The organism is Paenibacillus sp. Lou8.1, from assembly GCF_024213565.1.
In the GTDB taxonomy this organism is placed as follows: Bacteria; Bacillota; Bacilli; order Paenibacillales; family Paenibacillaceae; genus Paenibacillus; species Paenibacillus polymyxa_B.
This window is the reverse complement of record NZ_JANAVN010000012.1, coordinates 162,615-187,471: the sequence shown is the minus strand read 5'-3', so window position 1 is coordinate 187,471 and position 24,857 is coordinate 162,615. Positions and strand designations below refer to the sequence as shown.

The 24,857-nt window shown below is 47.8% G+C and carries 27 protein-coding genes; 19 read left to right on the top strand and 8 right to left on the bottom strand.

The features are described 5' to 3' along the window. The first annotated feature begins 30 nt into the window (after nt 1–30). The 6 genes from NLX78_RS18185 to NLX78_RS18160 all read left to right on the top strand — a co-directional run bounded on the left by NLX78_RS18185 (nt 31) and on the right by NLX78_RS18160 (nt 5,064). Complete coding sequence (locus tag NLX78_RS18185) at nt 31–708, top strand: TetR/AcrR family transcriptional regulator (RefSeq protein WP_254351183.1); 678 nt, start codon at nt 31–33, stop codon at nt 706–708. Nucleotides 709–807: 99 nt separating this feature from the next. Further along, entirely contained in the window at nt 808–1,665 is an 858-nt protein-coding gene (locus tag NLX78_RS18180; RefSeq protein ID WP_254351182.1) for a substrate-binding periplasmic protein, read from the top strand. Nucleotides 1,666–1,750: 85 nt separating this feature from the next. Continuing rightward, the gene (locus NLX78_RS18175; RefSeq protein ID WP_039272371.1) at nt 1,751–2,398 is read left to right on the top strand and encodes an amino acid ABC transporter permease; all 648 of its coding nucleotides are present in this window, start codon (nt 1,751–1,753) and stop codon (nt 2,396–2,398) included. Between the two features lie 14 nt (nt 2,399–2,412). Then, entirely contained in the window at nt 2,413–3,162 is a 750-nt protein-coding gene (locus NLX78_RS18170) for an amino acid ABC transporter ATP-binding protein (protein WP_013308809.1), read from the top strand. A 54-nt stretch (nt 3,163–3,216) separates the two neighbouring features. After that, nucleotides 3,217–3,642, top strand: a complete 426-nt coding sequence (locus NLX78_RS18165; protein WP_023987060.1) for an OsmC family protein — start codon at nt 3,217–3,219, stop codon at nt 3,640–3,642. 183 nt (nt 3,643–3,825) lie between these two features. Continuing rightward, nucleotides 3,826–5,064 carry a serine hydrolase gene (locus NLX78_RS18160; RefSeq protein ID WP_254351181.1) on the top strand — a complete coding sequence of 413 codons (1,239 nt, stop codon included), beginning with the start codon at nt 3,826–3,828 and terminating at the stop codon, nt 5,062–5,064. A 63-nt stretch (nt 5,065–5,127) separates the two neighbouring features. Here the strand turns inward: NLX78_RS18160 and NLX78_RS18155 are convergent, their stop codons facing one another. The 5 genes from NLX78_RS18155 to NLX78_RS18135 form a co-directional block, all read right to left on the bottom strand. Continuing rightward, on the bottom strand, nt 5,128–6,105 hold the full coding sequence (locus tag NLX78_RS18155; RefSeq protein WP_254351180.1) for a FecCD family ABC transporter permease: 978 nt from the start codon (nt 6,103–6,105) through the stop codon (nt 5,128–5,130). Continuing rightward, nucleotides 6,102–7,106, bottom strand: a complete 1,005-nt coding sequence (locus NLX78_RS18150) for a FecCD family ABC transporter permease (protein ID WP_069012865.1) — start codon at nt 7,104–7,106, stop codon at nt 6,102–6,104. The genes NLX78_RS18155 and NLX78_RS18150 overlap by 4 nt, the downstream gene beginning before the upstream one ends. Continuing rightward, nucleotides 7,103–8,083: an ABC transporter substrate-binding protein gene (locus NLX78_RS18145; protein ID WP_069291128.1), complete on the bottom strand. Its 981-nt coding sequence runs from the start codon at nt 8,081–8,083 to the stop codon at nt 7,103–7,105. Before NLX78_RS18145 ends, NLX78_RS18150 begins: the two co-directional genes overlap by 4 nt. Before the next feature lie 201 nt (nt 8,084–8,284). Further along, nucleotides 8,285–9,013: a response regulator gene (locus NLX78_RS18140; protein WP_254351179.1), complete on the bottom strand. Its 729-nt coding sequence runs from the start codon at nt 9,011–9,013 to the stop codon at nt 8,285–8,287. Beyond that, nucleotides 9,006–10,658 (bottom strand): ATP-binding protein, encoded by a 1,653-nt coding sequence (locus NLX78_RS18135; protein ID WP_483311686.1) that lies wholly within the window; start codon nt 10,656–10,658, stop codon nt 9,006–9,008. The genes NLX78_RS18140 and NLX78_RS18135 overlap by 8 nt, the downstream gene beginning before the upstream one ends. Nucleotides 10,659–10,840: 182 nt before the next feature. On the opposite strand from NLX78_RS18135, the gene NLX78_RS18130 reads away from it, so the two are divergent. After that, nucleotides 10,841–11,134, top strand: coding sequence for a putative quinol monooxygenase (locus NLX78_RS18130; protein WP_250259376.1), 294 nt, complete (start codon nt 10,841–10,843; stop codon nt 11,132–11,134). A gap of 44 nt (nt 11,135–11,178) precedes the next feature. Next, complete coding sequence (locus NLX78_RS18125; RefSeq protein ID WP_235307288.1) at nt 11,179–12,003, top strand: aldo/keto reductase; 825 nt, start codon at nt 11,179–11,181, stop codon at nt 12,001–12,003. Between the two features lie 132 nt (nt 12,004–12,135). Here the strand turns inward: NLX78_RS18125 and NLX78_RS18120 are convergent, their stop codons facing one another. Then, entirely contained in the window at nt 12,136–12,792 is a 657-nt protein-coding gene (locus tag NLX78_RS18120; protein WP_254351178.1) for an SdpI family protein, read from the bottom strand. Beyond that, nucleotides 12,789–13,100 carry an autorepressor SdpR family transcription factor gene (locus tag NLX78_RS18115; protein ID WP_061830867.1) on the bottom strand — a complete coding sequence of 104 codons (312 nt, stop codon included), beginning with the start codon at nt 13,098–13,100 and terminating at the stop codon, nt 12,789–12,791. Before NLX78_RS18115 ends, NLX78_RS18120 begins: the two co-directional genes overlap by 4 nt. Nucleotides 13,101–13,316: 216 nt before the next feature. On the opposite strand from NLX78_RS18115, the gene NLX78_RS18110 reads away from it, so the two are divergent. From NLX78_RS18110 to NLX78_RS18065, 10 genes are all read left to right on the top strand, one after another. After that, complete coding sequence (locus NLX78_RS18110) at nt 13,317–13,928, top strand: alpha/beta hydrolase (protein ID WP_061830865.1); 612 nt, start codon at nt 13,317–13,319, stop codon at nt 13,926–13,928. A gap of 73 nt (nt 13,929–14,001) precedes the next feature. Next, the gene (gene tlp, locus NLX78_RS18105) at nt 14,002–14,226 is read left to right on the top strand and encodes a small acid-soluble spore protein Tlp (RefSeq protein ID WP_013308822.1); all 225 of its coding nucleotides are present in this window, start codon (nt 14,002–14,004) and stop codon (nt 14,224–14,226) included. Nucleotides 14,227–14,466: 240 nt separating this feature from the next. Beyond that, the gene (locus NLX78_RS18100) at nt 14,467–15,759 is read left to right on the top strand and encodes an ABC transporter substrate-binding protein (protein ID WP_061830863.1); all 1,293 of its coding nucleotides are present in this window, start codon (nt 14,467–14,469) and stop codon (nt 15,757–15,759) included. Between the two features lie 27 nt (nt 15,760–15,786). Continuing rightward, nucleotides 15,787–16,749, top strand: a complete 963-nt coding sequence (locus NLX78_RS18095; RefSeq protein ID WP_023987071.1) for a carbohydrate ABC transporter permease — start codon at nt 15,787–15,789, stop codon at nt 16,747–16,749. Nucleotides 16,750–16,752: 3 nt separating this feature from the next. Further along, nucleotides 16,753–17,592 (top strand): carbohydrate ABC transporter permease, encoded by an 840-nt coding sequence (locus NLX78_RS18090; protein WP_029517136.1) that lies wholly within the window; start codon nt 16,753–16,755, stop codon nt 17,590–17,592. Between the two features lie 211 nt (nt 17,593–17,803). Further along, entirely contained in the window at nt 17,804–19,090 is a 1,287-nt protein-coding gene (gene ilvA, locus NLX78_RS18085; RefSeq protein ID WP_254351177.1) for a threonine ammonia-lyase IlvA, read from the top strand. Nucleotides 19,091–19,278: 188 nt separating this feature from the next. Continuing rightward, complete coding sequence (gene abnA / locus NLX78_RS18080; protein ID WP_250259370.1) at nt 19,279–20,253, top strand: arabinan endo-1,5-alpha-L-arabinosidase AbnA; 975 nt, start codon at nt 19,279–19,281, stop codon at nt 20,251–20,253. Nucleotides 20,254–20,512: 259 nt separating this feature from the next. Next, nucleotides 20,513–21,532, top strand: coding sequence for a FecCD family ABC transporter permease (locus tag NLX78_RS18075; RefSeq protein WP_483311687.1), 1,020 nt, complete (start codon nt 20,513–20,515; stop codon nt 21,530–21,532). Continuing rightward, a complete protein-coding gene (locus NLX78_RS18070) occupies nt 21,532–22,557 on the top strand; it encodes a FecCD family ABC transporter permease (protein WP_254351175.1) in 1,026 nt (341 codons plus the stop codon). The genes NLX78_RS18075 and NLX78_RS18070 overlap by 1 nt, the downstream gene beginning before the upstream one ends. 129 nt (nt 22,558–22,686) lie before the next feature. Next, a complete protein-coding gene (locus tag NLX78_RS18065) occupies nt 22,687–23,634 on the top strand; it encodes an ABC transporter substrate-binding protein (RefSeq protein ID WP_254351174.1) in 948 nt (315 codons plus the stop codon). Nucleotides 23,635–23,795: 161 nt separating this feature from the next. On the opposite strand, the gene NLX78_RS18060 is transcribed toward NLX78_RS18065, so the two are convergent. Then, nucleotides 23,796–24,227, bottom strand: a complete 432-nt coding sequence (locus NLX78_RS18060) for a hypothetical protein (RefSeq protein ID WP_254351173.1) — start codon at nt 24,225–24,227, stop codon at nt 23,796–23,798. Between the two features lie 197 nt (nt 24,228–24,424). On the opposite strand from NLX78_RS18060, the gene NLX78_RS18055 reads away from it, so the two are divergent. Further along, on the top strand, nt 24,425–24,724 hold the full coding sequence (locus NLX78_RS18055; RefSeq protein WP_250259363.1) for a hypothetical protein: 300 nt from the start codon (nt 24,425–24,427) through the stop codon (nt 24,722–24,724). Nucleotides 24,725–24,857: the final 133 nt, after the last annotated feature.

Below are 24,857 nucleotides of genomic sequence, written 5' to 3'. Positions count from 1 at the left end.
ACTGACTGATCAATCGGGAGGAGGGAACCCATGCAGCCACGAAAGGCGAAGCAGTCCGAGACCGTCTCAAATGACCAACCTGCTGAGCACACGGGGGAAGAAACAGACCGCAGAACACAGCTTCTTCACATTGCATTGAAGCGGTTCGCCGAGCAGGGTTACCATCAAACAAAGATTTCAGATATCGTGGTAGAGGCTGAAGTAGCCCAAGGCACGTTTTATTGGCATTTTAAAAGCAAAGAGGCACTGGCGCTGGAGATTATCGCTACCGGTCGTGAACAACTACTGTCAGCGGTTGGACAGGGATATCGCCGTGATGCGGGAACGCTGGCTGATATGGTTAAGGCATCGGAGGCGCTGTTTGTTCGGTTATTTGATTTTGCATTGGAGAACCGCTATCTGATGGGTTTGCTGCTGATCGGTAGTGGTGTCGATGAACCGGTGCGCCAGAGTATCCGAGAGACAAGGGCCGCGATGGAGCTGGCATTCCGGCGCAATATGGAAAGAGCGATCGAGCTGAACATGTTGCCTGCTGAATTGGATGTCGAATTAAGGGCGGCACTACTCATGAGTATGATCGAAGGTGTCATTACACGCTGGCTATTCGGTTCAGAGGGAACATATGACCACATCACGCAGATAACTGCTAAAAGATTGGCAGCAGAGGCGGCTAATTTTGAGTTTTATGGACTATTAGGTCAAAGCTAGAGGGTCAACATCGCATGAATGGGTAGTTGGCAACAAATAATATAGCCAAATCACATATATGAACTCAATCATTTACATCCAGACAGGAGAGAAGGATACATGAAAATACGTAAAAAAGGGTTCTTGGTAACTACACTCATGGCTGTGGCATTGTTCAGCCTTGTGCTGAGCGCTTGCGGTACTAAGCCAGAAGCTTCTAATACTAGCAATGGAGCGGGTAGCAGTAATGTGGCAGCGAGTAACCAGCTCGAAGCAATCAAGAAGGCTGGTGTAATTAAGGTAGGCATGATGGGCACCTATCCGCCGTACAATTTCCTGAACGATAACAAGGAATTGGACGGATTTGATGTGGATATCGCCAAAGAATTGGCGAAGCGGATTGGAGTGAAACCGGAGTTCACGGCACAAGAATTCTCGGGACTGGTTCCAAGTTTGCAAAAGAAAAAATTCGATGCAGTGATTAGTCAGGTGACGATTACAGAGGATCGTAAGAAGGCTATTGACTTCACAGAGCCTTATATCACAAACAATGTAAATATTATCGTAAACAGCAAAACAAATGATATTACCAAGCTGGAGGAGTTTAAAGGCAAAACCATTGGTGTCGGCTTGGGAACGAATGATGAATCTTATCTGCGGAATGAAGTACTGCCGAAGGTTGGCGATTTTGAGATTAAAACGTATGATGATGTCATTACTTCCTTAAAGGATCTAAACTCTGGTCGTATTGACGCAACAATTAACAATCTGTATGCTCTCAAGCCCATTATCGATAAAAACGGGTTCCAAATTAAAGCCGTAGGCGAGCCGATTAAATCGGATCAAGCGGGTGTAGCCATTAACCAGAAAACTCCTGAGCTCAAAGAAGCCTTGAACAAGGCTTTGAAGGAAATGAAGGAAGACGGCACTTACAAAACAATTTTCAAAAAATGGTTTGGCGAGGAGCCAAAAGAATAACGTAAGCCTGTTAGAGGCGTCTGGCTCCAGTCTTGGCTTTCATGCTGACATGGGGCCACTCGTCTGAAAGAAGGGAATATAACCAATGCTTGAATTAATGTGGGAGAACGTCCCTTTTTTATTAAAGGGTGCTTATTATACACTATATATTACGATTGTCTCTATGTTTTTTGGCCTAATCATTGGTTTGATTGTTGCTGTGGCCCGGTTGAAGGGGAATCGACCTGTTCGATGGCTGGCGCGCATGTATGTATCGATCATTCGGGGGACGCCGGTTTTGGTGCAGATTGCGGTCATTTATTATGGACTGGATGATTATGGAATATCATTCGGATCGCTGACAGCTGCTTGTCTGGCACTTAGCATTAATACAGGGGCGTACTTATCGGAGACGTTCCGTGGAGCTATTTTAGCCGTACCCCAGGGACAGACCGAGGCAGCTTATGCAACGGGAATGTCGCCTGGTCAAACGATGTGGCGTATTATTCTTCCTCAGGCGGTACGGATCGCAATTGCACCGATGGGGAATACATTTGTAGGTATGCTTAAAGAAACGTCGCTGGTGTCGGTTATCGGGGTCAGTGAATTGATGCGGCAGGCACAGCTTTTACAGGCGCAGTATTTGCTTTACATGCCGTTTCTGCTCGAAATTGGCCTGATGTACTGGATTATGAGCATTGGATTCTCCGCTATACTGGAGCGGGTGGAAAAGCGTCTGGCTCGAGCTTATTAAGGTGGAGATGATAGATGATGATAACAACTAACGGATTAGGTAAACGATTCGGACAGGTAGAGGTTCTGAAAAGCATTGATTTTCAGGTTGCCGCTCGTGAAATCGTCGTATTACTCGGCCCGAGCGGTTCAGGTAAAAGTACCTTGCTGCGCTGCCTGAACGGTCTAGAAGAGCTGTCTTCCGGCAAGTTTGAGGTGAATGGGATTGAGGTCGATGCTACGGCTCCCGTTCGTGTCCGCCAAGCAGCCATTCGTGAGATTCGCAAACAGACAGGGATGGTGTTCCAGCAATTCAATCTGTATCCGCACAAAACCGCAATCGGCAATGTCATTGAAGGACTGCTGACAGTAAAAAAAATGCCGCGCGACAAGGCTATGTCCATCGGACAACGGTTGTTGGAGCGGGTAGGGTTATCGGACAAGCAGGATGTACATCCTTCTCGTCTGTCCGGTGGACAACAGCAACGAGTAGCCATTGCGCGTGCGCTGGCGATGGACCCGGCGATTATGCTGTTCGACGAGCCGACATCGGCGCTTGATCCCGAGCTGGTAGGGGAAGTACTGGGAGTTATGCGAGAGTTGGCTCAAGACGGAATGACGATGGTCGTCGTTACTCACGAGATGAAATTTGCTCGCGAGGTGGCGGACAAGGTCGTATTTATGGCAGATGGTATCATTTTGGAGGAGGCAGCGCCACAGGCGTTTTTTGACACTCCCCAGCATGAGAGAACACAGAAATTTTTACGCCAAATCAGTGAATTTTAAAGTAAGATCGAGGATAAATCATAGATTATTAAGATGGAAAGAAGGCCTTTAAACATGAAAGTATCTACAACTTGGCACGGCAAACGCGCGTTTACTTCGGAGGGACCATCCGGTTATTCCGTTGGGATGGATGCTACGGCGGCTTATGGCGGTGATGGTAAAGGGATGACACCCATGGAACTGCTGTTGGCGGGTCTGGCGGGATGTATGGGCATTGATATTACGATGATTTTGGATCGTTTCTTGTCGGACATTACTCGCATCGATATTGACGCAGAAGGTACGCGCAAGGAAGAAATGCCGACAGGCTTTACCGCGATTGATCTGACATTCCACGTAGATGGAGATATTCCAGATTACCGCGTATGGAAAGCGATTCAGATGGGTAAGGAAAAATATTGTGCGGTATCCGATTCCTTAAAAGCGGAAATTCGGATGCACCTCATATTGAATGGAACCGAAGTACCCTATCCAGCATAAGTGTCGAAGGGTAGTGAAAGAGAGTCAGCCTGTGTTATATACAGGAGGCTCTCTTTTTTATGTTATTTGAAAATATGACACGTAATGAAACTTTTTGTACTGTGTTTTCGTTTAAAATAGAAATTGAAATATAAAAATGGGAAAATAAACCTGTGTGTGAAGTGCATACGGGGGGAGGTAATAGTGAAACGAAAGCGCCTTATCGTGGTAGCAACTAGTTTGGCTACAGTACTCATCGTTATGGGTGTAGCGGCAGGCTTACTATCTTTCATGCAGAATCAAGTGGCTAATCCCCCGAATACCGTCCGGCCCACATCTGCGATTGCAGCTGACGTTAAGGAAGAAACGAAGGAACAGGATGCTGCCCGCCGTTTACTTCATTTTGTGGAAGCGAATGCAGAAAAAGTTTCGATTACGATTCTGAGAGATGGAAAAAAGTTGGCAGGCCAAGAAGAAAATCGGATGATGCCTTTGGCGAGCACCGTCAAAACAATCATTGCGATCGAATATGCCAAGCAAGCGATGGTGGGTAAGATTAATCCGGACGGGAGAGTGAAGCTGATTTCGCTGGAAAGGTTTTATTTGCCGGGTTTGGATGGGGGTGCTCATACGGCGTGGCTACAGAATATGGAGGCTAAAGGGCGGATACAGAATGAAACTGTATCTGTACGAGACGTCGCCAAGGGGATGATTCAATTCAGTTCCAACGCCAATGCGGAGTATTTAATGGACAAACTGGGGGTGGATGCGATCAATCGGACGAGAGCCAAAATGGGGCTGCAAAATCATGATCCCATTTATCCGTTTGTATCCTCCATTTTGATTCCCTACGAATGGATGAAGGAAAGACAAGGTGAGAATTGGAATAATACAAAGAATAATATTTCTGCCAAAGAAGCCATTCAGGCGATGTCTGATACGGAATTTCGCCGATATGCCCGCGTAATTCATAACAAGCTGCGCCGTGATGTGAGTGGTTCTTACAAGAGAAACGCAGATATTACGACTTGGTATGATCAGGATTATGATCGTATCAATACGGATCGCTTTATAGCTTCAACGACAGCCGATTATGCCTCTTTAATGAGTAAGCTAAATCGTCGTCAAGGGTTCACAAAAGCTGAGCAAAAGTTATTGTCCGAGGTGTTGGAGGAACCATTTATGGTTCTTCCTGAAAACCAGCAATCCCTGAAACATACTGGGCAAAAAGGTGGCTCTACAGCTTATGTTTTGACACTGGCCATGTATGCGACAGATAAGGAAGGGCATTCGACAGAGCTAGCTGTCTTTTTTAACGATTTGGACCCAAGCACAAATGCCAGCTTTCCCGAAATGATAAATGATTTTAAAAAGAGGTTACTGCATGATGAATCGTTTAGAAAAGAAGTTAATCGGCGTATCGGTGTACAGGTGGAGAGGTAGCACAGCTAAACGCTAGGGTATAGTACTGCGTTTAGCTGCGCTGCGCAACTTCTTATCCTCAGCCTATCCGCTGTCTTTTTGTTTGCGTTCCCGCAGCAATAGATACAGAAAATATGGCGCGCCAATGACGGCTGTCACGATGCCAGCGGGAATTTCGAGCGGCGGCTTCAGACCTCGTCCCAGCGCGTCAGCGAGGACGAGAATCAGAGCGCCGATCATCGCCGAACCGGGCAATAGATAGCGGTGGCGATTGCCAAATAACCGCCGTGCCAGATGCGGTGCCAGCAGTCCAATAAATCCGATGGAGCCGATGGCAGCGACACAGGAGGCAGCCAAGGCGACTGACACGGCTAGCAGTCCTGTACGCACACGCTTCACGCTAAGTCCCAGCCCAGCAGAGCTTTCCTCATCTAGGCTCATAATGTCCAGCTTGCGCTGTAGTGTATAGGCGAGAGGCAGCAACACGATTAACCACGGCAGTAGCCCATACACTTCGTCCCAGCCTTTGCCCCACAGACTTCCAGCTAGCCAAGTGAGCGTATCGCTGGCTTCGAGTGGATACTTGACCAGTATATAATCGGTCGCAGCCTGAAAAATAGCGCCCACCGCCAGTCCGGTCAAGGCTAGCATATTGGGACGCATGCCTCCCTTCATCGAAAGCTGTACGAGCAACAGTGCAGCTAGCCCAGCCCCGACAAAGGCGGCTACAGGCAGCAGTGCCACTGGGGATGAGGGCAGCAGCACGATGACGAGAACCGCCGCAAAGCCGGCCCCCTTGGATACACCTACCACATCTGGCGAGGCTAGCGGGTTGCGGATCATGCCTTGCAGCAGAACACCGGCTACTGCCAGCCCAGCTCCGGCCATGATGGCCAGCAGACCGCGTGGCAGCCGATAATGATGAACGATGAACCAGGGAGAGGCATTCCGATCCGTCAGAGCCTTGATCAGCTCAGAGGGCGTAATGTAGGTGCTGCCCACGCCTATAGCTATAAAAGCAACACCCAGCATGAGCGCGAGTAAAATCCACAGTTTTTTCATCGTGAAGCCCTCCCGTTCTTATGCGCCAGATATAAAAAGAAGGGCGCACCCACCAGCGCGGTTACAATGCCAACGGGTGATTCATAAGGAAATGCAATAAATCGTCCAAGCACGTCTGCATATGTCAGCAGCAGAGCTCCGCAGATTGCAGACAGGGGAATGACCCGTTTGTAATTGTCGCCTGTAAACATCTTGATGATATTCGGTACCATCAGGCCCACAAAGCCGATGGACCCGGCTACCGCTATGGCAGAGCCTGCCAGCATAATCACTGAGGCCGAGGCCAGTAGACGGACAAGACGTACGTTTTGTCCCAATCCCTGTGCGACCTCCGTCCCGAGGCTCAGCACAGATAGCGAGGGGGCCAGCGCCAGCGCAAGGATCATACCCACGGCGAACCATGGCAGCACCAGACGCGTGTCGGCCCAAGTGGACCCGTCGATGGCTCCGGCGAGCCAATACAGCACATCGGATATTTGCTCGTTGAACACGAGCAGTCCCTGGGTGATGGAGGCCAGCAACAGATGCACGGCCATCCCGGCAAGGGCCAGCTTGACCGGCGTCATGCCCGCCGTTCCGGCCAGCGCGTATACGAAGGAGCCGCCTGCGATGGCCCCGGCAAAAGCAAAATAAATGCTGCCGGACGATCCGATATTCGGCAGCAGCACGACGGACAGCACGACAGCCAGCGAAGCGCCTGAGCTGACCCCGAATACCTGCGGCGAAGCCAGCGGGTTGCGTGTGATGGCCTGCATCAGGGCTCCAGCCACGGCAAGCCCGGCCCCGACGATTAGGCCAATAACGGCACGCGGTAGGCGTACCGTCAAGACAATGAGCTGATCCTTAGACGGATGCTCAGTGAACAGCGCAGTCAGCATGGTGGGGATGTCCATCCTGACTGGGCCAATCGCCACGCTAAGCAGCAATCCAGCCAGCAACGCAGCGATAAGTGCAAAGAAGACCGGCTTATTCAGCCGGTCGCGTGAGGCTTGTCCGATCAACGGGAGCCGTCTCCTTTACTTTGCGCGGGATACAGAAGCGAAATGGCTTGCTCCAGTATTTTTTCGGCTGAGCCGAGTCCACGGTACCGGGTCCACAGTGCCCGGTTTACTTCGTAAACTTCCCCTTTTTTGACGGCCGTAATGTTTTGCCAAAGCGGGTTCTGCTTCCATTCCGCAATCAGCTTCTCATCGGCTTCCACCAAAAAGATCACATCAGGATCCGCTTGTGAAATTTGCTCCAGCGTCAGCTTGACGGTAGGCTCGCTTGTATTTTGAAGGGCATTGTGGATACCCGCTTGCTCCAGTAGTTGTCCATCAAAGGATGAAGCGCCGTGAGCCGATAGTGAATCAGAACGGAATACCCCTAGCAATACGCTGCGTGGCTCACCAGCTTTGATGCCTTCTTTCAACTTTTCCATTGTAGCTTTATGCGTAGCGAGAATTTGCTCGCCTTTTTCCTTCTCACCCAACGCATCGGCGATGACACCGAAGGATGCCAAGTTTTGTTCATAGGAGGAATTGCGGCTCTTTAGAACAATGGTCGGAGCAATCTCACTAAGTTCTTTGTATATGCTTTTATGACGATTCAGATCAGCAATAATCAAATCCGGCTTCAAGGAGCTGATCGTTTCCAGGTTTGGCTGTTTGCGTGTGCCTACTGGTGTGAAGTCGATTTTCTTGCCGAGCAGCCCATCAATATCATCGTCATTTTCCTGAGCTATACCGACAGGAGTTACGCCCAGTTGGGTTGTGGCATCGACAAAAGAGAATTCCAGGGTTACGATTCTTTTGGGTGTACCTGTAACTTTGGTTTCTCCCATCTCATGTTTAATGATTCGAGTGTCGCCTGTTGCTTGAGGTGCTACTGCGCTGTTATCTTGTGACTGGCTTCCACATCCCGCCATAATGACCGTCAGTAGTGCCAGGACCGCTGCAAGCAGCATACCTGTGCGCAGTGGTTGTTTCGGTGTTGCCATATGTTATCCCCCGTTCCAGTATGATTATCAGAGAAACTGATAATCATTATCAATCAACTAACTGTTGATCATTCTAGCAATCGGGAAGGAGGACGTAAATAATGTGGTTATTTAAACCGTTTTGATCGATTAAGTGAATTAAATTCAATAAAATTATGAATAGGAGGAGGGGGAAGTACCAGGACATCAGAGTTGGACGGTTTATGCATCCCTCCGCTGTCGGCGATAGATACGCTCCGGTCTGCCGACGGTTCCGTACACCTGATCGTGGTGCGCGTCGCCACTTTCCACTAAATACTCCAGATACCTTCTGGCTGTAGAACGGCTCATACCCAGCTCAATTCCCATTGTACCCGTAGTCACCTCACCCCGTCGATTCAGGAGATCTAGCACTTTGTCGCAAGTTACTTTATCAATGCCTTTGGCCCATAGTTCTCCAACTCCGTTCCCCGCCATCCGACCGGTGCCCGCGCTTTGAAGCAAACTGTCAATTTCAGATTGTTCGACTGTGGATTGTTCCTCTTGCCATGTTGTGATTTGTCGCCGAAATCGGGCATATTCCTCCAAGGTCGCACGCAATCTCTCGAATATAAGCGGCTTTACGATAAAATCAAACACGCCTGCTCGAACGGCTTGTACCACTGTTTCAGCTTCTTTGGCGGCAGTCAGCATAATAACATCTGTACCCGGATAGTGTTGCTTGATGAACGATAGCAGGGTTAGACCATCCGTGTCAGGAAAATAAACATCCAGCACGACTAGAGGAGGACGGAGCACGTCCAGTTGAAGTTTTGCCTCAAATTCGTTCGTCGCGATTGCACATACGGTGAACCCGTCCACCTTTTCAATAAATCGGCGGTTAATCTCCGCAATTCGCGGATCATCTTCAATAATAAGAACCTCAATGTCCGATACAACCCGCTCATTCATGGGCATAACCTCCTTTTGCATCATTACTCGTATCTGTCCTAATTAAAGGAATGTATACCTCAAAAATACTTCCTCCACCAGGACGCTTGTGCACTTCTATAGAGCCGCCCATTCGTTCAGTGTACTCCAGCACGAGAGCAAGGCCATATCCATGTCCTGCTTCTGCTTTGGTCGAAGCTCCTCTGACAAACAACTTTTCTTGGATATCGTCCGAAATTCCCGATCCGTTATCCGCAACTTCGACGATGATGGCTTCAGTCGTTTCTTCAAGCCGGAACCAGACCTGTCCGTCAGAGATGGAGGACATCGCAACAGCTTCCATGGCATTGTCCAGCAGGTTTCCGGCTATGGAAGCGAGAAAGGACCACTCCAACGTAGGGGACTGGGTTGAGAATGCTCCTTTAATATCAGAATGGAGTAAAACCCCTTTTTCCAGCGCCTGTTTCTTCTTACCGATCAGTAGGCTGGCGATGATTGAATCGGTTAGGAGAGCTGTGCCAATCGGCCTGTGTACACGATATTCCTCTGATTCCTGGGTGATAAAGTCCACCGCTTCGTCATAACACTCCAACTGAATCAGGCCGGATATGAGATACAGCCGATTGGCGTATTCGTGTGTTTGTGATCGCAGTACTTCCGCGTAATCTTTGACCTCTGTCAACTGTTGTGTCATGTGGAGCAGTTCGGTCTTGTCACGCAGACTGGCAACCGTGCCCATGATGCGACCGGAACGATCCTGGATCGGCACACGGCTGACGACTACAATTCGCTGCTGGACCTCAATTTCCTTATTCCATATGTCCTGTCCCTGATCTTGCCCCATCGTTGAATGCTCTACTGTGTAATCGGCAACAAGCATATCAACCAGTACATCTGGAACACCTGTCAAGTGGCGAAGGTCGCATCCGTAGATAGAGGTTTCCGCGGGGAGTCCGATCAAGCGAGCTGCCTGTGGATTGGCAAGTGTGATTTGTCCGTTACTATTCACCGCGATAATTCCTTCGCCGATGGACTCAATAATAGCTTGCTTTTCCTGGTACAGCCGTCCGATTTCCACTGGCTCCAGTCCATGCAGTGCGCGGCGTACCCGTTGCGCTATAACCAGGCTTCCCAATATGCCGATCATCAGCGCGCCCACCATAAACCAGAGCCATGCATATGTGTATGTACGAATATTTTGCTGCACATCTGTCATTAAAAAACCTACAGAGACGAGCCCGATGGCCTTACCTTGCGTATCATAAACGGCTGTTTTGGCGCGTATTGACGGTCCGAGAGAGCCCGTCGATTCAGTGATAAAGGACTGCCCTTGCAGTACCTTATCATTCATGGGGTCTATCATAGGCGTGCCGATGCGCTCTGGGTTTACATGCCACTGCCGGATGAGATGACGATCAGCAATAGTAATAAAATCAGCGCCGCTGCTGGCTTGGACAGGTTTTATGACCTCGTTGATACGCGAACGCAATTGCGTCGTCTCAGTCTGCTCCAGAGCGTCTCTGACCTGCGCATCTACGGCGAGGGTATTGGCGACGGTGAGCGCCCTTTCTCCGATTTCATCATATAGAGCGGAGGTGATCATATATCGAAAGGATAATCCCAACAGCCCGGTAACTACCAGTACTAAAAGGGATATAAATACCATTAGTTTTGTCTGAAAACGCATATGCCTTCACCGCCGTTAAACAAAATATAGGAGGAACGGATCTGCCGATCTTCTCCCCCATACGATCTATTTTACTGTATTACAGAAACGCCCGCACTTTTATTCTTTCGAAAGAATGGTCTATAATAGAAATAGTTACATAATACGAGGAGGAACATAAAATGATTATTATTCATGCCGATATGAAAGTTTTACCTGAAAAAAGAGAGGCTTTTTTGCAACAAACCGAAGGGCTGATCAGCGCATCCCAAGCTGAAGAAGGCAATGTACGCTACACGTTAATGCAGGATCTGAATGATCCCAACGCATTTACGATGGTTGAAGAGTGGAAAGATGCTGCTGCTGTAGATTTCCATAATAATTCTGCCCATTTCCAGGCATTTGTTGCCGCGGCTAAAGAATTGTTGGCTGCTCCGCTTCAAGTGAATGCTTTTCAGGATGCAACTAAACTGTAATCATCCCGTTGGATCATTCATAATCAGGAACAGGAGGAATAGACATGGGGAACATTGCGGATACAACTGTACTGAATAACGGAGTTCAGATGCCTTGGCTCGGTTTTGGTACTTACAAGGCGGAAGGCAATGAGGTCTACGAAGCGGTCAAAACAGCTATTGAGGTCGGTTACCGTCACATTGATACAGCGGCGATCTACGGTAACGAGGAACTGGTTGGACAAGCCATTCGTGATAGTGGGACGTCTAGAGAAAATCTGTTTGTAACCACCAAGCTATGGAATCAGGATCAGGGCTACGATTCAACACTGCGTGCCTTTGAGGAAAGCCGTAAGCGGCTGGGTCTGGATATCATTGATCTGTATCTCATTCATTGGCCTGGCAAGGATAAGTACAAGGAAACCTGGAAGGCATTCGAACGACTGTATGAAGAAGGAAGCGTACGCGCTATCGGAGTTAGTAACTTCCAAGTTCACCATCTCGAAGACCTCCTCAAAGACAGCAACATGGTTCCTGTCATCAACCAAGTGGAGCTTCACCCTCGTCTGACTCAACAAGAACTGCATCAATACTGCCGGGAGCACCAGATTCAGCTTGAATCGTGGAGTCCACTGATGAAGGGGAAATTAACCGAGCAAGCGGACATCGTTGAGATTGCTGCCAAATACGGTAAAACCTCTTCGCAGGTTATTTTGCGTTGGCATCTGGATCGGGGGATTGTGACGATTCCCAAATCTGTAACCCCGCATCGTATTCGCGAAAATGCTGATTTATTCGACTTTGAATTGACGGCTGAGGATATTGAACGAATCAATGGTCTTCATCTTGATGAGCGTGTAGGCACGCATCCCGATAAGCTGCTGTTCTAATATTAAAGATTAAATGTACAAAGAACCTCCTATTCTACGTTAATCGTGGATGGGAGGTTCTTTTTTTATTTATGCATTGGGATCATCTCATACGCTTTTGTCCGTTTGGACAGAGTTACCACGTCCTGTATCCTACTGTTGATTTAATTTGCGATGCAGGAGGAAGGAGTAGAGGATGGGGGTGACGACGGATATACCCAGCCCGGTGAGAAAAATGACCGTCCCGGCCACTCCACCGACCCATGCCGCTACCAAACCCGAAGCACCACCGAGCATCATCATAGGTCCGCCGAAACGGTGCGTTTTACGCCACACCTCGGGGTTAGACAGAGTCCACGGCGTGCGGATACCGAAGGTATAGTTCGGCTGTACCTGAGTCAGAAAATTACCCATCACCAGCAGCAGCAGGCCTATTATCCCTAAAATTACAGAATTCATTTGCAGTCGTATGTTCAGGTTATACAGCAGCATTCCCCAACCAGCTATAGCGAGGATCAGGGAAGTACCTATACGCGTAACTTCATAGGCTTTTGAAAATTTCTCATAATTTGCTCTGTTGGGGTCCATGTAGCGGGCTAATCGAATGACCAGTGGTACTAGACCCAACAGCACGAGCATGATAATAGAACCACTTTTGCTCATATACCCGTCTGCTGTATTGTCAAAGCTAAAATGAGAGGCCAGCACATCGGGAAGTTGGTTATACAGTAGTAAAGCGCCTATAGCAGGTGATAAGGCAATCAAAGTCGTCAAAACATCCGTCAAGCTCCAAGGTGTTCGCAATTTCATTCAGATTCCTCCGCATCTTTAATATGATTCACATTTTTCTTGGCAGGGGTATCAGAGTGGGCGATACTGAACATCCAACCGATGACATCCGCCACAACCGTTGTATGCAGGGTGTAGATAATGTTTTGCCCCTGTCGTTCATCCAGCACCAGCCCAGCCTGCTTCAGGATATTGAGATGGTGGGAGATACTGGGCTTACTAATTTGAAAATGTTCAGCCACTTCGCCTGCGCTCATACTTTTCTCCTTTAAAAGCTGTAAGATTGTACGCCGGGTCGGATCAGCCAAAGCTTTGAAGGCATCGTTCAAAATACATTTCCTCCTTTAGATATTTAGATAATATTCTAAATATCTAACATCATAGTAAAATAGAGCTATACTACATGTCAATGGAACAAGTCATCATTTTAGAAAAAAGATTTAGATCAGACTCATTAGGTTTGTAAAAGGCAGCGAAGTTGGCTATAATTAATTTATAATAAAAATAAGAATCTTAATTTAAAGAAAATTGAGGAGGAAATATAAATGAAACACGTATTTCGTAAAGGAACTCATCCGCAAGCCCCAGTTATTTTGCTGTTGCATGGTACAGGCGGGAACGAACAAGACCTGATACCTTTGGCTGAGATGGTAGCACCGGGAGCTTCTGTATTAGGCGTGAGAGGAAATGTGCTGGAAAATGGGATGCCGCGTTTCTTTCGCCGTTTGGCAGAAGGAGTGTTCGACATTGAGGATCTCGTATTTCGCACCAAAGAATTGAGCGAATTTGTGGATACAGCTGCAGAGCAATACGATTTTGATCGTAATAACGTGGTGGCTCTTGGCTATTCCAATGGTGCAAACATAGCCGCCAGCATGCTCTTTCACGATGCAAAAGCGTTACGTGGAGCTATTTTACACCATGCAATGGTGCCGTTGCGTGGGCTGGATTTGCCCGCTTTGAATGGTATCCCTGTATTTTTATCTTCCGGTGAGAATGATCCCATTGTTCCGATTTCGGAATCTCAGGAGCTGCAAGCATTATTGGAAGGGGCCGGAGCGCAGGTGGAAGCATATTGGGAACGCAATGGTCATCAATTGACGCGGACTGAAGCCGAAGCCGCAGGAAAGTGGTTTGGGGAGCATTTTAATGCATAAAATGATCCGATAGCGATCAAGCTACGGATTAGCGCTCTACTGAGCGACCCCATTATTAGGAGGCGACAAACGAATGGCAAAACCAGATAATCGAGCCGACAATGTTGAACATTTGCAACAAAGTATTCAGAACACACAGCAGAACCTGCATGAAGCTGAAGGATATCTAAACGAATTTTCCTCTGAAATCAGCAACGAGGAGCGTAAGCAGATCGAAGAAAAAAATAATCGTCGTAAAGAAAGTATTAGATCATTTCGGGAAGAAGTGAAGGACGAAGCAGCACATTCGCAAGAATAATTTAAAAAGCGCGACCCAATTCCGAGTTTCAATTGGAATTGGGTCGTTTTTTTATGCAAAAATCATCATAGCCTCATACAATTCATTTTCCCCCTATAATGCAAGGGGGACGCTAATCTGCATTGAAAATAAATATTTTATAAATAATGTTGTTGTAAACTAATTTGTATTGATGTTAAATAATAAAAGAAAGCGCAATCATTTATGAATTAGGATTTCATCATGCGAAGGGGGAAGGATATGCTGCTGCAAAGAAAAAGCATGGCTTTGATGCTTATGGCGGTGGTTTTGATGGCTGGACTGCTGCAAGGCTGTTCTTTCAAGACCGATGAAAAGGATGGGCCGGGAACAGAACTTGTATTATGGACGTTCAATGAACTGCATGAGAAGTTTTTTCTGCAAATGGCTGACCAATGGAACCAACAGCACCCTGATGAACTGATTAATTTGAAAGCGAATACATTCCCCTATGACAACCACCACAGCAAGCTGTCGATTGCGCTGCAATCAGGGGTGGGAGCGCCGGATATCGCGGATATCGAGGTGAACAAGATCGGTAATTTCCTCAAAGGGATACCGCAACTGGTCCCACTCAATCCGGTGATTGACCCAGAGATCAAAAACATTGTGCCTTCCAGAGTACAGATTTACGGTAAAGACGGGAAGTATTACGGTATTGATTTCCATGTCGGGGCCGAAGTGATGTATTACAATAAAGAAATTTTGGATCAGGCGGGGGTAGACCCGGATTCCATCGTCACCTGGGCAGACTATGCTGCTGCAGGCAAGCAAGTGCTGGCGAAAACAGGCAAGCCGATGGCGACCCTGGAAACGAATGACCTGTGGAACTATTGGCCGATGATCTCCCAGCAGAATTCGGATTTTCTGGATGACAAGGGCGAGTTAACGCTGGATAACGAAACGAATATTAAAACACTCGAGTTTCTTCAGCAGATGGTAAAAGACAAAATCGCTATTCCCGCACCAGGCGGCGGGCACCACATGGAGGAATACTACGGGTTTATGAACAAAGGTGGGGCCGCTTCGGTATGGATGCCGATGTGGTATATGGGACGTTTTACGGATTACATGCCTGACCTGAAAGGGAAAATCATCATCAGACCCATGCCAGCGTGGGAAAAAGGCGGTTTTCGCTCAGCGGGTATGGGCGGAACGGGAACAGTAGTCACGAACCAATCAGAGCACCAAGATCTGGCGATGCGCTTTCTAGCCTTTGCCAAGCTATCCAAGCAAGGGAATGTGGAGATCTGGAAGCAGCTTGGTTTTGATCCCATCCGCAGTGAAGTGTGGACCATGCCGGAAGCCAAAGCCAAGAATAAATTTACGGAGTATTTCGGAACGAATATTTTTGACACGCTCATCGAAGTCAAAGATGAAATCAATGCGGTGCATATCGGACCGAAAACACCTGATATTGCCAGTGCTGTGCGCAATAAAATACTTTATCGGACACTACAGAATGGCGAAGATCCAGCCACGGTGCTACATGAGCTGGCAGATGAACTGAGATAGACCCCAACAGGAAAGGGAGTGAGATTCATGGCAACGCCCGTTCATACGAACGCTAATGTACCGACAGGTCAGCCGCCACAACCTCAGCGTCCGACCAGAAGCCGATGGAGTCGCTTTATTCATTCCAGCCGTACGGCACCGTATGTGTTTGTCCTTCCATTTTTACTGTCCTTTGCGCTATTTTTTGCCTATCCAGTCATCTCGACGGTCATTATGAGCTTTCAGGAAGTCCTGCCAGGGATAACAACTTATGTTGGACTGGAAAATTATAAGGACTTAATCAATCCTACGTTTGGAAAGGCGATATTGAACAGCGTACTGTATACGCTGCTTACACTAGTCGTGCTGATTCCTCTGCCGCTGGTATTGGCAGTATTGCTGAATTCGCCTAAAATGCCGGGCAGAGGGTTGTTTCGCTCCGTGATGTTTATACCTGCACTAACCTCGGTGGTGGTAGCAGGAACGATCTTCCGCCTCATGTTCGGGGAATTGGATGGTTCGCTGATGAACTCCCTGTTGGGGGTATTCGGTCTGGAGCCTTACAAATGGCTAATGAATGCGAACACCGGCTTTTTAGCGTTGATTGTGCTGGCCTTGTGGAGATGGTTGGGCGTAAATATGTTGTACTACATGTCGGGACTCCAGAACATTCCTCCTGAGTTGTATGAGGCTGCGCAGATTGATGGAGCCAGTCGTTTCGATTCATTTTGGCGGATTACGATTCCTATGCTGAAACCAGTAACGATCTACGTATTTACGATTAGCATTTATGCGGGGTTGTCCATGTTCACGGAGAGCTACATGTTGTGGAACGGAAATAACTCCCCGAACGATATTGGTTTAACAATTGTTGGCTATCTCTATCGCCAAGGTCTGGAGCAGAACAGTATGGGCTTCGGAGCTGCAGTGGGCATTGTATTGCTCGTATTTACACTAGTGCTGAACCTGATCCAGCTCAAATTTTTCGGCATGTTCCGGAAGGAGGATTAAGCGATGGCTCAGAAACAAAAAGGCTCGTTATCCGCATTGCTCGTTGTCCTATTCATTCTGTTTGCCGGGTTTGCCCTGTTTCCGCTATTTGCTGTGACGCTTGCCTCGTTCAAGCCATCGACGGAGCTATTGCGCTACGGATTGAATCTTAAGCTGGAGTGGGACATCATGTCCCTGAAAAACTATGCGTTCATCTTTCAGGGGACGACGGATTATTTTCAATGGTACTGGAACAGTATTGTCATTACCGTCTTGTTTACGGTGTTATGTCTGATATTGTCCGCGATGGTAGGTTATGGTCTGGAGATGTACCGTTTTAGATTGAAAAATGTGATTTTCACACTGGTGCTGGTTGTGATGATGATCCCGGTAGAAATTATCATGCTGCCGCTCTACAAGCTAATGATCGGCATGAAGCTGATCAATACGGTATGGGGTGTAATTCTACCATTTGTCGTTGCGCCGATCCCGATCTTTTTCTTCCGTCAATATTTGAGTGGTGTTCCCAAGGACTTCATGGATGCTGCGCGGGTTGACGGCTGTTCAGAATATGGCATTTTCGTACGGATTATGATGCCTCTGATGGCGCCTGCATTTGCGGCAATGGCTATTTTGCAGGCGATGAACAGTTGGAATAACTTCCTCTGGCCGATGATTGTATTGCGTACCAACGACATGCTGACACTGCCAATTGGACTGTCCAGTCTGCTGACGCCATATGGCAACAATTATGATGTGCTGATCGCGGGGTCCGTTTTGGCTATTTTACCGATTCTCGTCGTGTTCCTGTTCTTCCAGCGTTACTTTATTGAAGGGATGACGGCAGGCGGAGTAAAAGGATAATCGGAAAGGTATTAAATAGAGCAACGGAGTACAAGAAATGTGCAACGTCAAAAAAGGCTGATCGGGCATTGTCCCGGTCTGCCTTTTTTTGGATTCGATTGATTTTCATTCTCATTTTCATGGCTATCATCTGCACAAGCTATGGGTAAACGTGGTATGATATTTGAAAGATTTCAAATACAGAAATATTCAGGCGGAGCGTGGAGAACCTATGGAACCAACAGAAACCCAGAAAACTGACCCGGCCATGGCGTCAGCCGTTGGCATGGAGGATATTGTACGAGCGCATCATATGCTGCGTGAGGTGATTGTACGTACACCTTTACAGAGGGATGCCGTCCTATCGGCCAAATATAACTGTAATGTGTATCTGAAAAGAGAGGATCTCCAAGTCGTGCGGTCCTTTAAAATCCGTGGAGCTTACAACATGATCCGCAGCTTGACTCCTGAGCAAATGGAAAAAGGCATCGTGTGTGCGAGTGCGGGGAATCATGCGCAAGGTGTGGCTTTTTCATGTAACGCACTTGGTATCCACGGTAAAATATTTATGCCGAGTACAACGCCTAATCAGAAGGTGAAGCAGGTTCGTCGCTTTGGCGGTAACAGTGTAGAGGTCATTCTGACCGGAGACACGTTTGACGATGCTTATGATGAGGCCATGAAGGTGTGCAGCGAGCAGGCAATGACCTTCATCCATCCGTTCGATCAGCCGAAAATTATTGCGGGCAATGGTACGATTGCGATGGAAGTGATGGAGAGCCTAGATACACCTATGGACTATGTGTTCGTAACGATTGGCGGCGGCGGTTTGGCGGCAGGCGTAGGTACGTATGTTAAAACCGTGAGTCCGTCCACCAAGGTAATTGGCGTGGAGCCCCTCGGCGCGGCGTCGATGACGGAAGCGATGCGTTTGCACAAGGTGGTTACACTGGATCAAATAGACAAGTTTGTTGACGGAGCTGCGGTGAAGCGTGTGGGTCAGCTGACATACGATATTTGTAAACGCACCTTGGACGATATTGTGAAGGTACCGGAAGGCAAAGCATGTACCGCGATTCTGGAACTGTATAATGAAAATGCGATTGTTGTGGAGCCTGCGGGTTCACTGCCTGTGGCAGCACTTGATCTGTATCGCGAGCAAATTCAAGGCAAAACGGTTGTCTGTATCGTCAGCGGTGGTAACAACGATATAGATCGTATGCAGGAGATTAAGGAACGGTCCCTAATTTACGAAGGACTGAAGCATTATTTTATGGTGAATTTCCCGCAAAGAGCCGGGGCACTGCGTGAGTTTCTACAGGATGTGCTTGGACCGGACGACGATATTACTAGGTTTGAATATACGAAAAAGAATGATAAGGAAAATGGACCAGCTCTGGTCGGCATTGAGCTGTTCCAGAAGGAAGACTATCTTCCTTTAATTGAACGAATGAACCGCAAGGGGCTTAAATATACGGAACTGAACAAAAACGAAAATCTATTTAATATGTTAATTTGAAAAGGAGCCTACGGGCTCCTTTTTATGTATAATGCATAGTTTATAAATTTCTTTTTATTTGAAATAAAGCGTTTACAAAAGTGAATATGATAGGTTAATATATGGGTAACTTCATAAGTATAAACACTAATGTAATAGGTGTGTCACCTGAATTTCATTATAAGATACTCATTCGGAGGTGCGAAGGAATGTTGAAAGCATGGAAAAAATCAGTACAGAGTAAATTGACCCGAACGGCGTTTGCTGCTGTAACCTCGGCTGCTTTAATGCTGTCAGTGATGCCATCTGCATCCGCAGAGCATTGGGCGTTAACTGGCGATGTAGCAGTGCATGATCCGTCCATTACGAAGGAAGGCAACGCATGGTATATTTTCTCCACAGGGCAGGGGATACAGGTTCAAAGATCGGACGACGGACGCAATTTTTACAGATTGCCGCAAATATTCCTGTCGCCGCCATCATGGTGGAAATCGTATGTACCTAAGCAAAAGCCTAACGATGTATGGGCACCGGATGCTCAAAAGTATAATGGACGGGTATGGCTGTACTATTCCATTTCTACTTTTGGTGCCCGGACCTCGGCTATCGGACTAGCCTCCGCAACGAGTATTGGCGCGGGGAGCTGGAGAGATGATGGACTAGTGCTGCGTACGACGGATGCTAACGATTACAATGCTATTGACCCGAATCTCGTCATTGACGCTTCTGGTAACCCGTGGCTTTCCTTTGGTTCATGGAATTCAGGCTTGAAAGTGACTCGACTGGACAAAAATACGATGAAGCCTACGGGCCAGATCTATTCTATCGCCAAGCGTACGGCTGGTGGTTTGGAAGCGCCACATGTTACATACCGCGACGGCTATTATTATCTATTTGCTTCCATTGATAACTGCTGCAAAGGCGTGGATAGTAATTATAAGATTATTTACGGTCGCTCTACTAGTATTACCGGACCGTATGTGGACAAGAGCGGAAAAAGCTTGATGGATGGCGGTGGAACGATACTGGATGCGGGGAATGACCGTTGGAAGGGACCGGGTGGACAATCTGTCTATAACAACAGTGTGATTGCACGTCATGCCTATGATGCCACTGATGGTGGAAATCCAAAGCTTCTGATTAGTGATTTGAAATGGGATTCGGCAGGCTGGCCTACGTACTAAAGAGAGGACCGTTTGGAGTCACCTGTGTAGTAAAATCATATAGATATATTCAAAAACTGTTCCTCCTAAGGGGAACAGTTTTTGGCTTGCAATGTCATAGAAACATGCTATTATGTATCAAGTTGATAATAATTATCATTATCGTTATGAAAGATGTGATGATTTTCAGGTACGGAGGGAGTGACCTCACCAAATGCAGTCTAAAGACAGCATGGACAAACATACAGATCTGACAGAGAGGGCGGTTCCTAAAGTAGTCATAACAGCACCTCCAGTGCTTCGAGCGGGTAGGATTCGGCAGGCGTTGTTGTTCACAGCTTCTGCTGTATTGTTGGCCTTGGCCATATTCGTCGCGATTTCTCTCGGAGCCAAGGACTTGACCGTAAGCACCGTGTGGTCGGCAGTATTTCACTATGATCGTTCGCTAATAACACATCAGATCATTCACGAGCTGAGATTACCGCGTGTACTGGGTGCAGCTGTTATTGGAGCTGCGCTGGCGGTGGCAGGCACTCTGATTCAGGGTATTACACGCAACCCGCTGGGAGATACAGGTGTGCTGGGCATTAACGCAGGAGCGATGTTTGTAGTTGCTGTGAGTTTTGCCTTTTTCCCCAATCTACCTTATGGGACGTTAATTGTATTGTCGTTCCTGGGGGCGCTGATGAGTACCTTACTAGTATTTGGTCTGGGAGCATCTGCACCGGGAGGATTGACACCTATGAGATTGACGGTGTCTGGAGCTGTGACGGCTGCCTTGTTAGGTTCCATGACTTCGGGGATTGCGATTTATTTTGATCTAAGTCAGGATTTAGCCTTCTGGTATGCGGGTGGTGTAGCCGGGATTAAATGGTCGCAGCTTGAGATTCTTGCACCGATTTTACTTATGGTGATCGCCTGGTCTATGGGGCTGGCACGTTCCATTTCGCTGATTTCGATGGGCGATGAGGTGGCGTTAAACCTTGGGTTGAATCTCAGGCGTATCCGGCTTTTGGGTCTGCTAACTGTAGTAGTACTGGCTGGACTCTCTGTATCGGCTGCCGGAGCCATCGGCTTTGTAGGTTTGGTTATCCCACATATCGCTCGCAAGCTAATCGGTGTGGATTATCGCCAGATCGTGCCGCTGTCTGCGTTATTGGGAGCCGTGCTACTGGTGCTGGCAGATTTGGGAGCGAGAATGGCAAATCCACCAGAGGAGCTAGCTATCGGAATTATGGTGTCTTTTATCGGAGTCCCCTTTTTCCTCTTTCTCGCCCGTAAGGAAAGGAGGGATTTATAGTGAGACGCTCTTTAGGGACCGGGGATACAAGGACGACAAAGGCTTGGCTCGTTTGTTTGGTATTGGCGGGGATCAGCTTTGCCGTCCTTGTTTTGGGTTTGAATACCGGAACGATTCGTATTCCACCGCTACGCGTGCTGGATACGTTGTTTGGCGGTGGCAGTGGACGTGATCATATCGTTCTGTTCGAGTATCGTTTGCCTCGTATCGTTGTAACGGTGCTGGCTGGAGCGGGACTAGGCGCAGCCGGGGCGGTCATGCAAGGCTTGTCACGGAACGCACTCGCTGATCCCGGAGTTCTGGGACTTCACGCAGGGGCAGCGTTGGGGCTGGTAATATTCGTTAGCTTTTTTCGCGATCTGGACGGATCAGCCGCCGTTCTGATCCCCTTGTTTACCTTTGCAGGAGGTGTCATTGCGGCCGTGCTGATTGTTTTGTTGTCCTATAGCCGCAGCAGAGGAATCGTGCCCGTGCGTCTGATTTTGTCCGGCATCGGTGTAGCCTCGGGTCTTAGCGCCATAACGCTGTATTGGTCGTTGCGGTTGGATGAGGATACGTACGCATTTACTGCACGTTGGTTGGCTGGCAGCGTTTGGGGCCGGGACTGGATACATGCAGCGGCTTTGCTGCCTTGGATAATCATTGTTTTACCCTACGTTCTGTCGCAGACGCGTAGTCTGAACAACCTGTCGTTGGGCGACGAGACCGCAGCTGGAATCGGCACAAGTGTGAAGCGCCAGCGCCTATTACTGCTGGGCGCAGCCGTGGCTCTATCCAGTGCCAGCGTATCCATGGCCGGAGGCATCGGTTTTATTGGGCTGATTGCACCTCATCTGGCTCGTCGTCTGGTTGGGCCGATGTACCAGCATTTGCTGCCAGTAGCTTGTTTGGTCGGGGTCGTCATTCTGGTCACCGCAGATACGATTGGGCGTTCGGTGTTTCAGCCGAATGCGATTCCCGCAGGTGTAGTGGTTGCTGTGGTAGGAGCTCCGTATTTTTTATTCCTGCTGTCCCGAACAAAATGACAGAAGGATCAGGTACATATGAAATCATATGGTGCAAATGATACAACCCGCTGAAATTAATAACTAAGTAGAAGCCTTCTATATTGATCGTTATAATGTAGAGTTTCTGTAGCATAGGAGAGAGTAATCATGAGAAAACACAAATTTGAGGGTTCAGGTTTTAAACGTTCATGGATAGTCACAACTCTTGTTGTATGCATGATCATGCTGTCCGCTTGCGGACAAGCAGCCGACAAGCAGGCTACCGATACGAAAGCGGCTGGCAGTGCGCAGACAACCATTAGTGCGGATTCGCGTATTGCTTCGATGTCTATTCATTTGACGAACAACCTGCTGGCATTGGGCATTACTCCGGCTGGTTCGGTCATTGGTGGAGATGTGAAGGATTTTCTTCCCCATGTAAAAGATCGTCTTCAAAATACCCGTAAGCTAGGTGTTGTCACAGACCCGGATATGGAAGCGGTACTGGAGCTTCAACCTGATCATATTTTCTTGGATAAAAAATATTCGGGAACCGATGTGGCCAAGTTTGAAAAAATTGCGCCAACCGAAGTTTTTGATCTGGATGAAGGCACATGGAAGGATCAATTGAAAAAAATAGCCGTTATGGTCAAACATGAAGCACAGGCAGACGCATTTCTAAAAGATTATGATACACAGAAGGAACGAGTCAAAAAGCTGATTCATTCAAAAATTGGGGACGGAACGGTTATGGCTGTACGTGTGACGGCGAAAGAGGTCCGTGTTATGGGGATGAAGCGTCCGGTAGGACCGCTGTTGTATCAGGACTTGGGCTTGAAGCCAGCCAAAGGTGTAGAAAAGATCAACAAGGCTTATCAGGTTGTTTCCCAAGAGGTTTTACCGGATTATGATGCTGATGCGATCCTTGTTATCATCAGTAAAGGTGCGGATGCCCAAAAGGTATACAAGCAGCTGGAAGGAAATACAGTATGGCAAGGTCTTAAGGCGGTGAAGCAAGGGCATGTCTACATGTTGGACGGACAACCTTGGCTGGACTATTCCGCGATGGGACATAAAATTGCTCTGGATAATGCAGAACAACTATTTTCCAAATAAGTTCTAAAGTATATCAAGCCGTATTCCCCCATGCAGCTTCTTGCAGGCCAGGAATACGGCTTTTTGGCGCACACCCAAGCTGTAAGTCGGTTGCCTGATCGAAATGAAAAGGAGCTGCTGCGATCCAAAATGAGGCAGCTCCATATAATGAGAATTGCGGGCTATGAACGTTTTTTACGCAGAAAAATCGGTTTGAGTCCAATAAATCCAATGGCGGCGAGAATTAAATTCACCCAAGGTGAGATTCTGAATACTGGCAGTACACTGCGCAGCGCCAGTCCGGCGACAAGAATCACGACAACTAACACAACATACATCAAGATGGATTTAAGATTCATCTGGGGCTCTACAGGGGCATGGTCTGGCTGTTGTGTCTCCTCGCCTTCTTCGGGACGGTCCATAAAATTCATCAAAGCTTCAACGAGTAGAATGGCTCCTGCGGCGATGATGATAAGGGTGGATAGGCTGATTTTTTCAAAGGGTTTGATATTCCCACCTGTAAAGGTGACAAACCATCCGATAATTGCCTGTGTCAAGAAAAACATAGACAAGGCAATCCATGCAATAAGCGTATAATTTTTTGCTTTATTCATTTCTTCCTCCTGCTTTATGAGCGTATCCCGGGCTGATGGAACCGCCATTTCGTAACAAAGACAGTATACGTGAGGAAGCGTCGGATGGCAAAAGACTTTATCTATAAAATGTATATTACCGCTGCATTCTCCTCAAACTGGATACAGGGTGAGCATATAGAGCAACCTGAATATAAACGTTAAGAGGGTGTGGCATCATGAAACTGGAGAACCAGGCAGATTATTCAGTCCAAAAACGACTGGCAAACGCTTCGAACGGGAATAGCGGGGTGGCCTCGTCTACAAATGTGAGTCACCGGAGCGTTCAAGGATCATCTCCAACGTACCGTATACTGGACGATATCGAAATGGCTGAGGATACAGAATTTGCGGGTGAACTAGGTGAACAGAACTACCGCAGCCTGTGGCATGAGGATGAACATAACAGCGCCTCTTGTAAGCTGGAGTGGGAGGGACGAACGGAGACCCACCAAATGTTTAGGAACAGCTACGAATAACGAATGTCTACTTTTAATGTAGTGGATTCACTCTAATAAATGTAGTATAGCGTTCTCCGGAATCGCATCGGGGAGCGCTATTTGTTTACTTTTTTTACGATGTGAACTGACAGGTTGACAAGGAAGCAGGGCG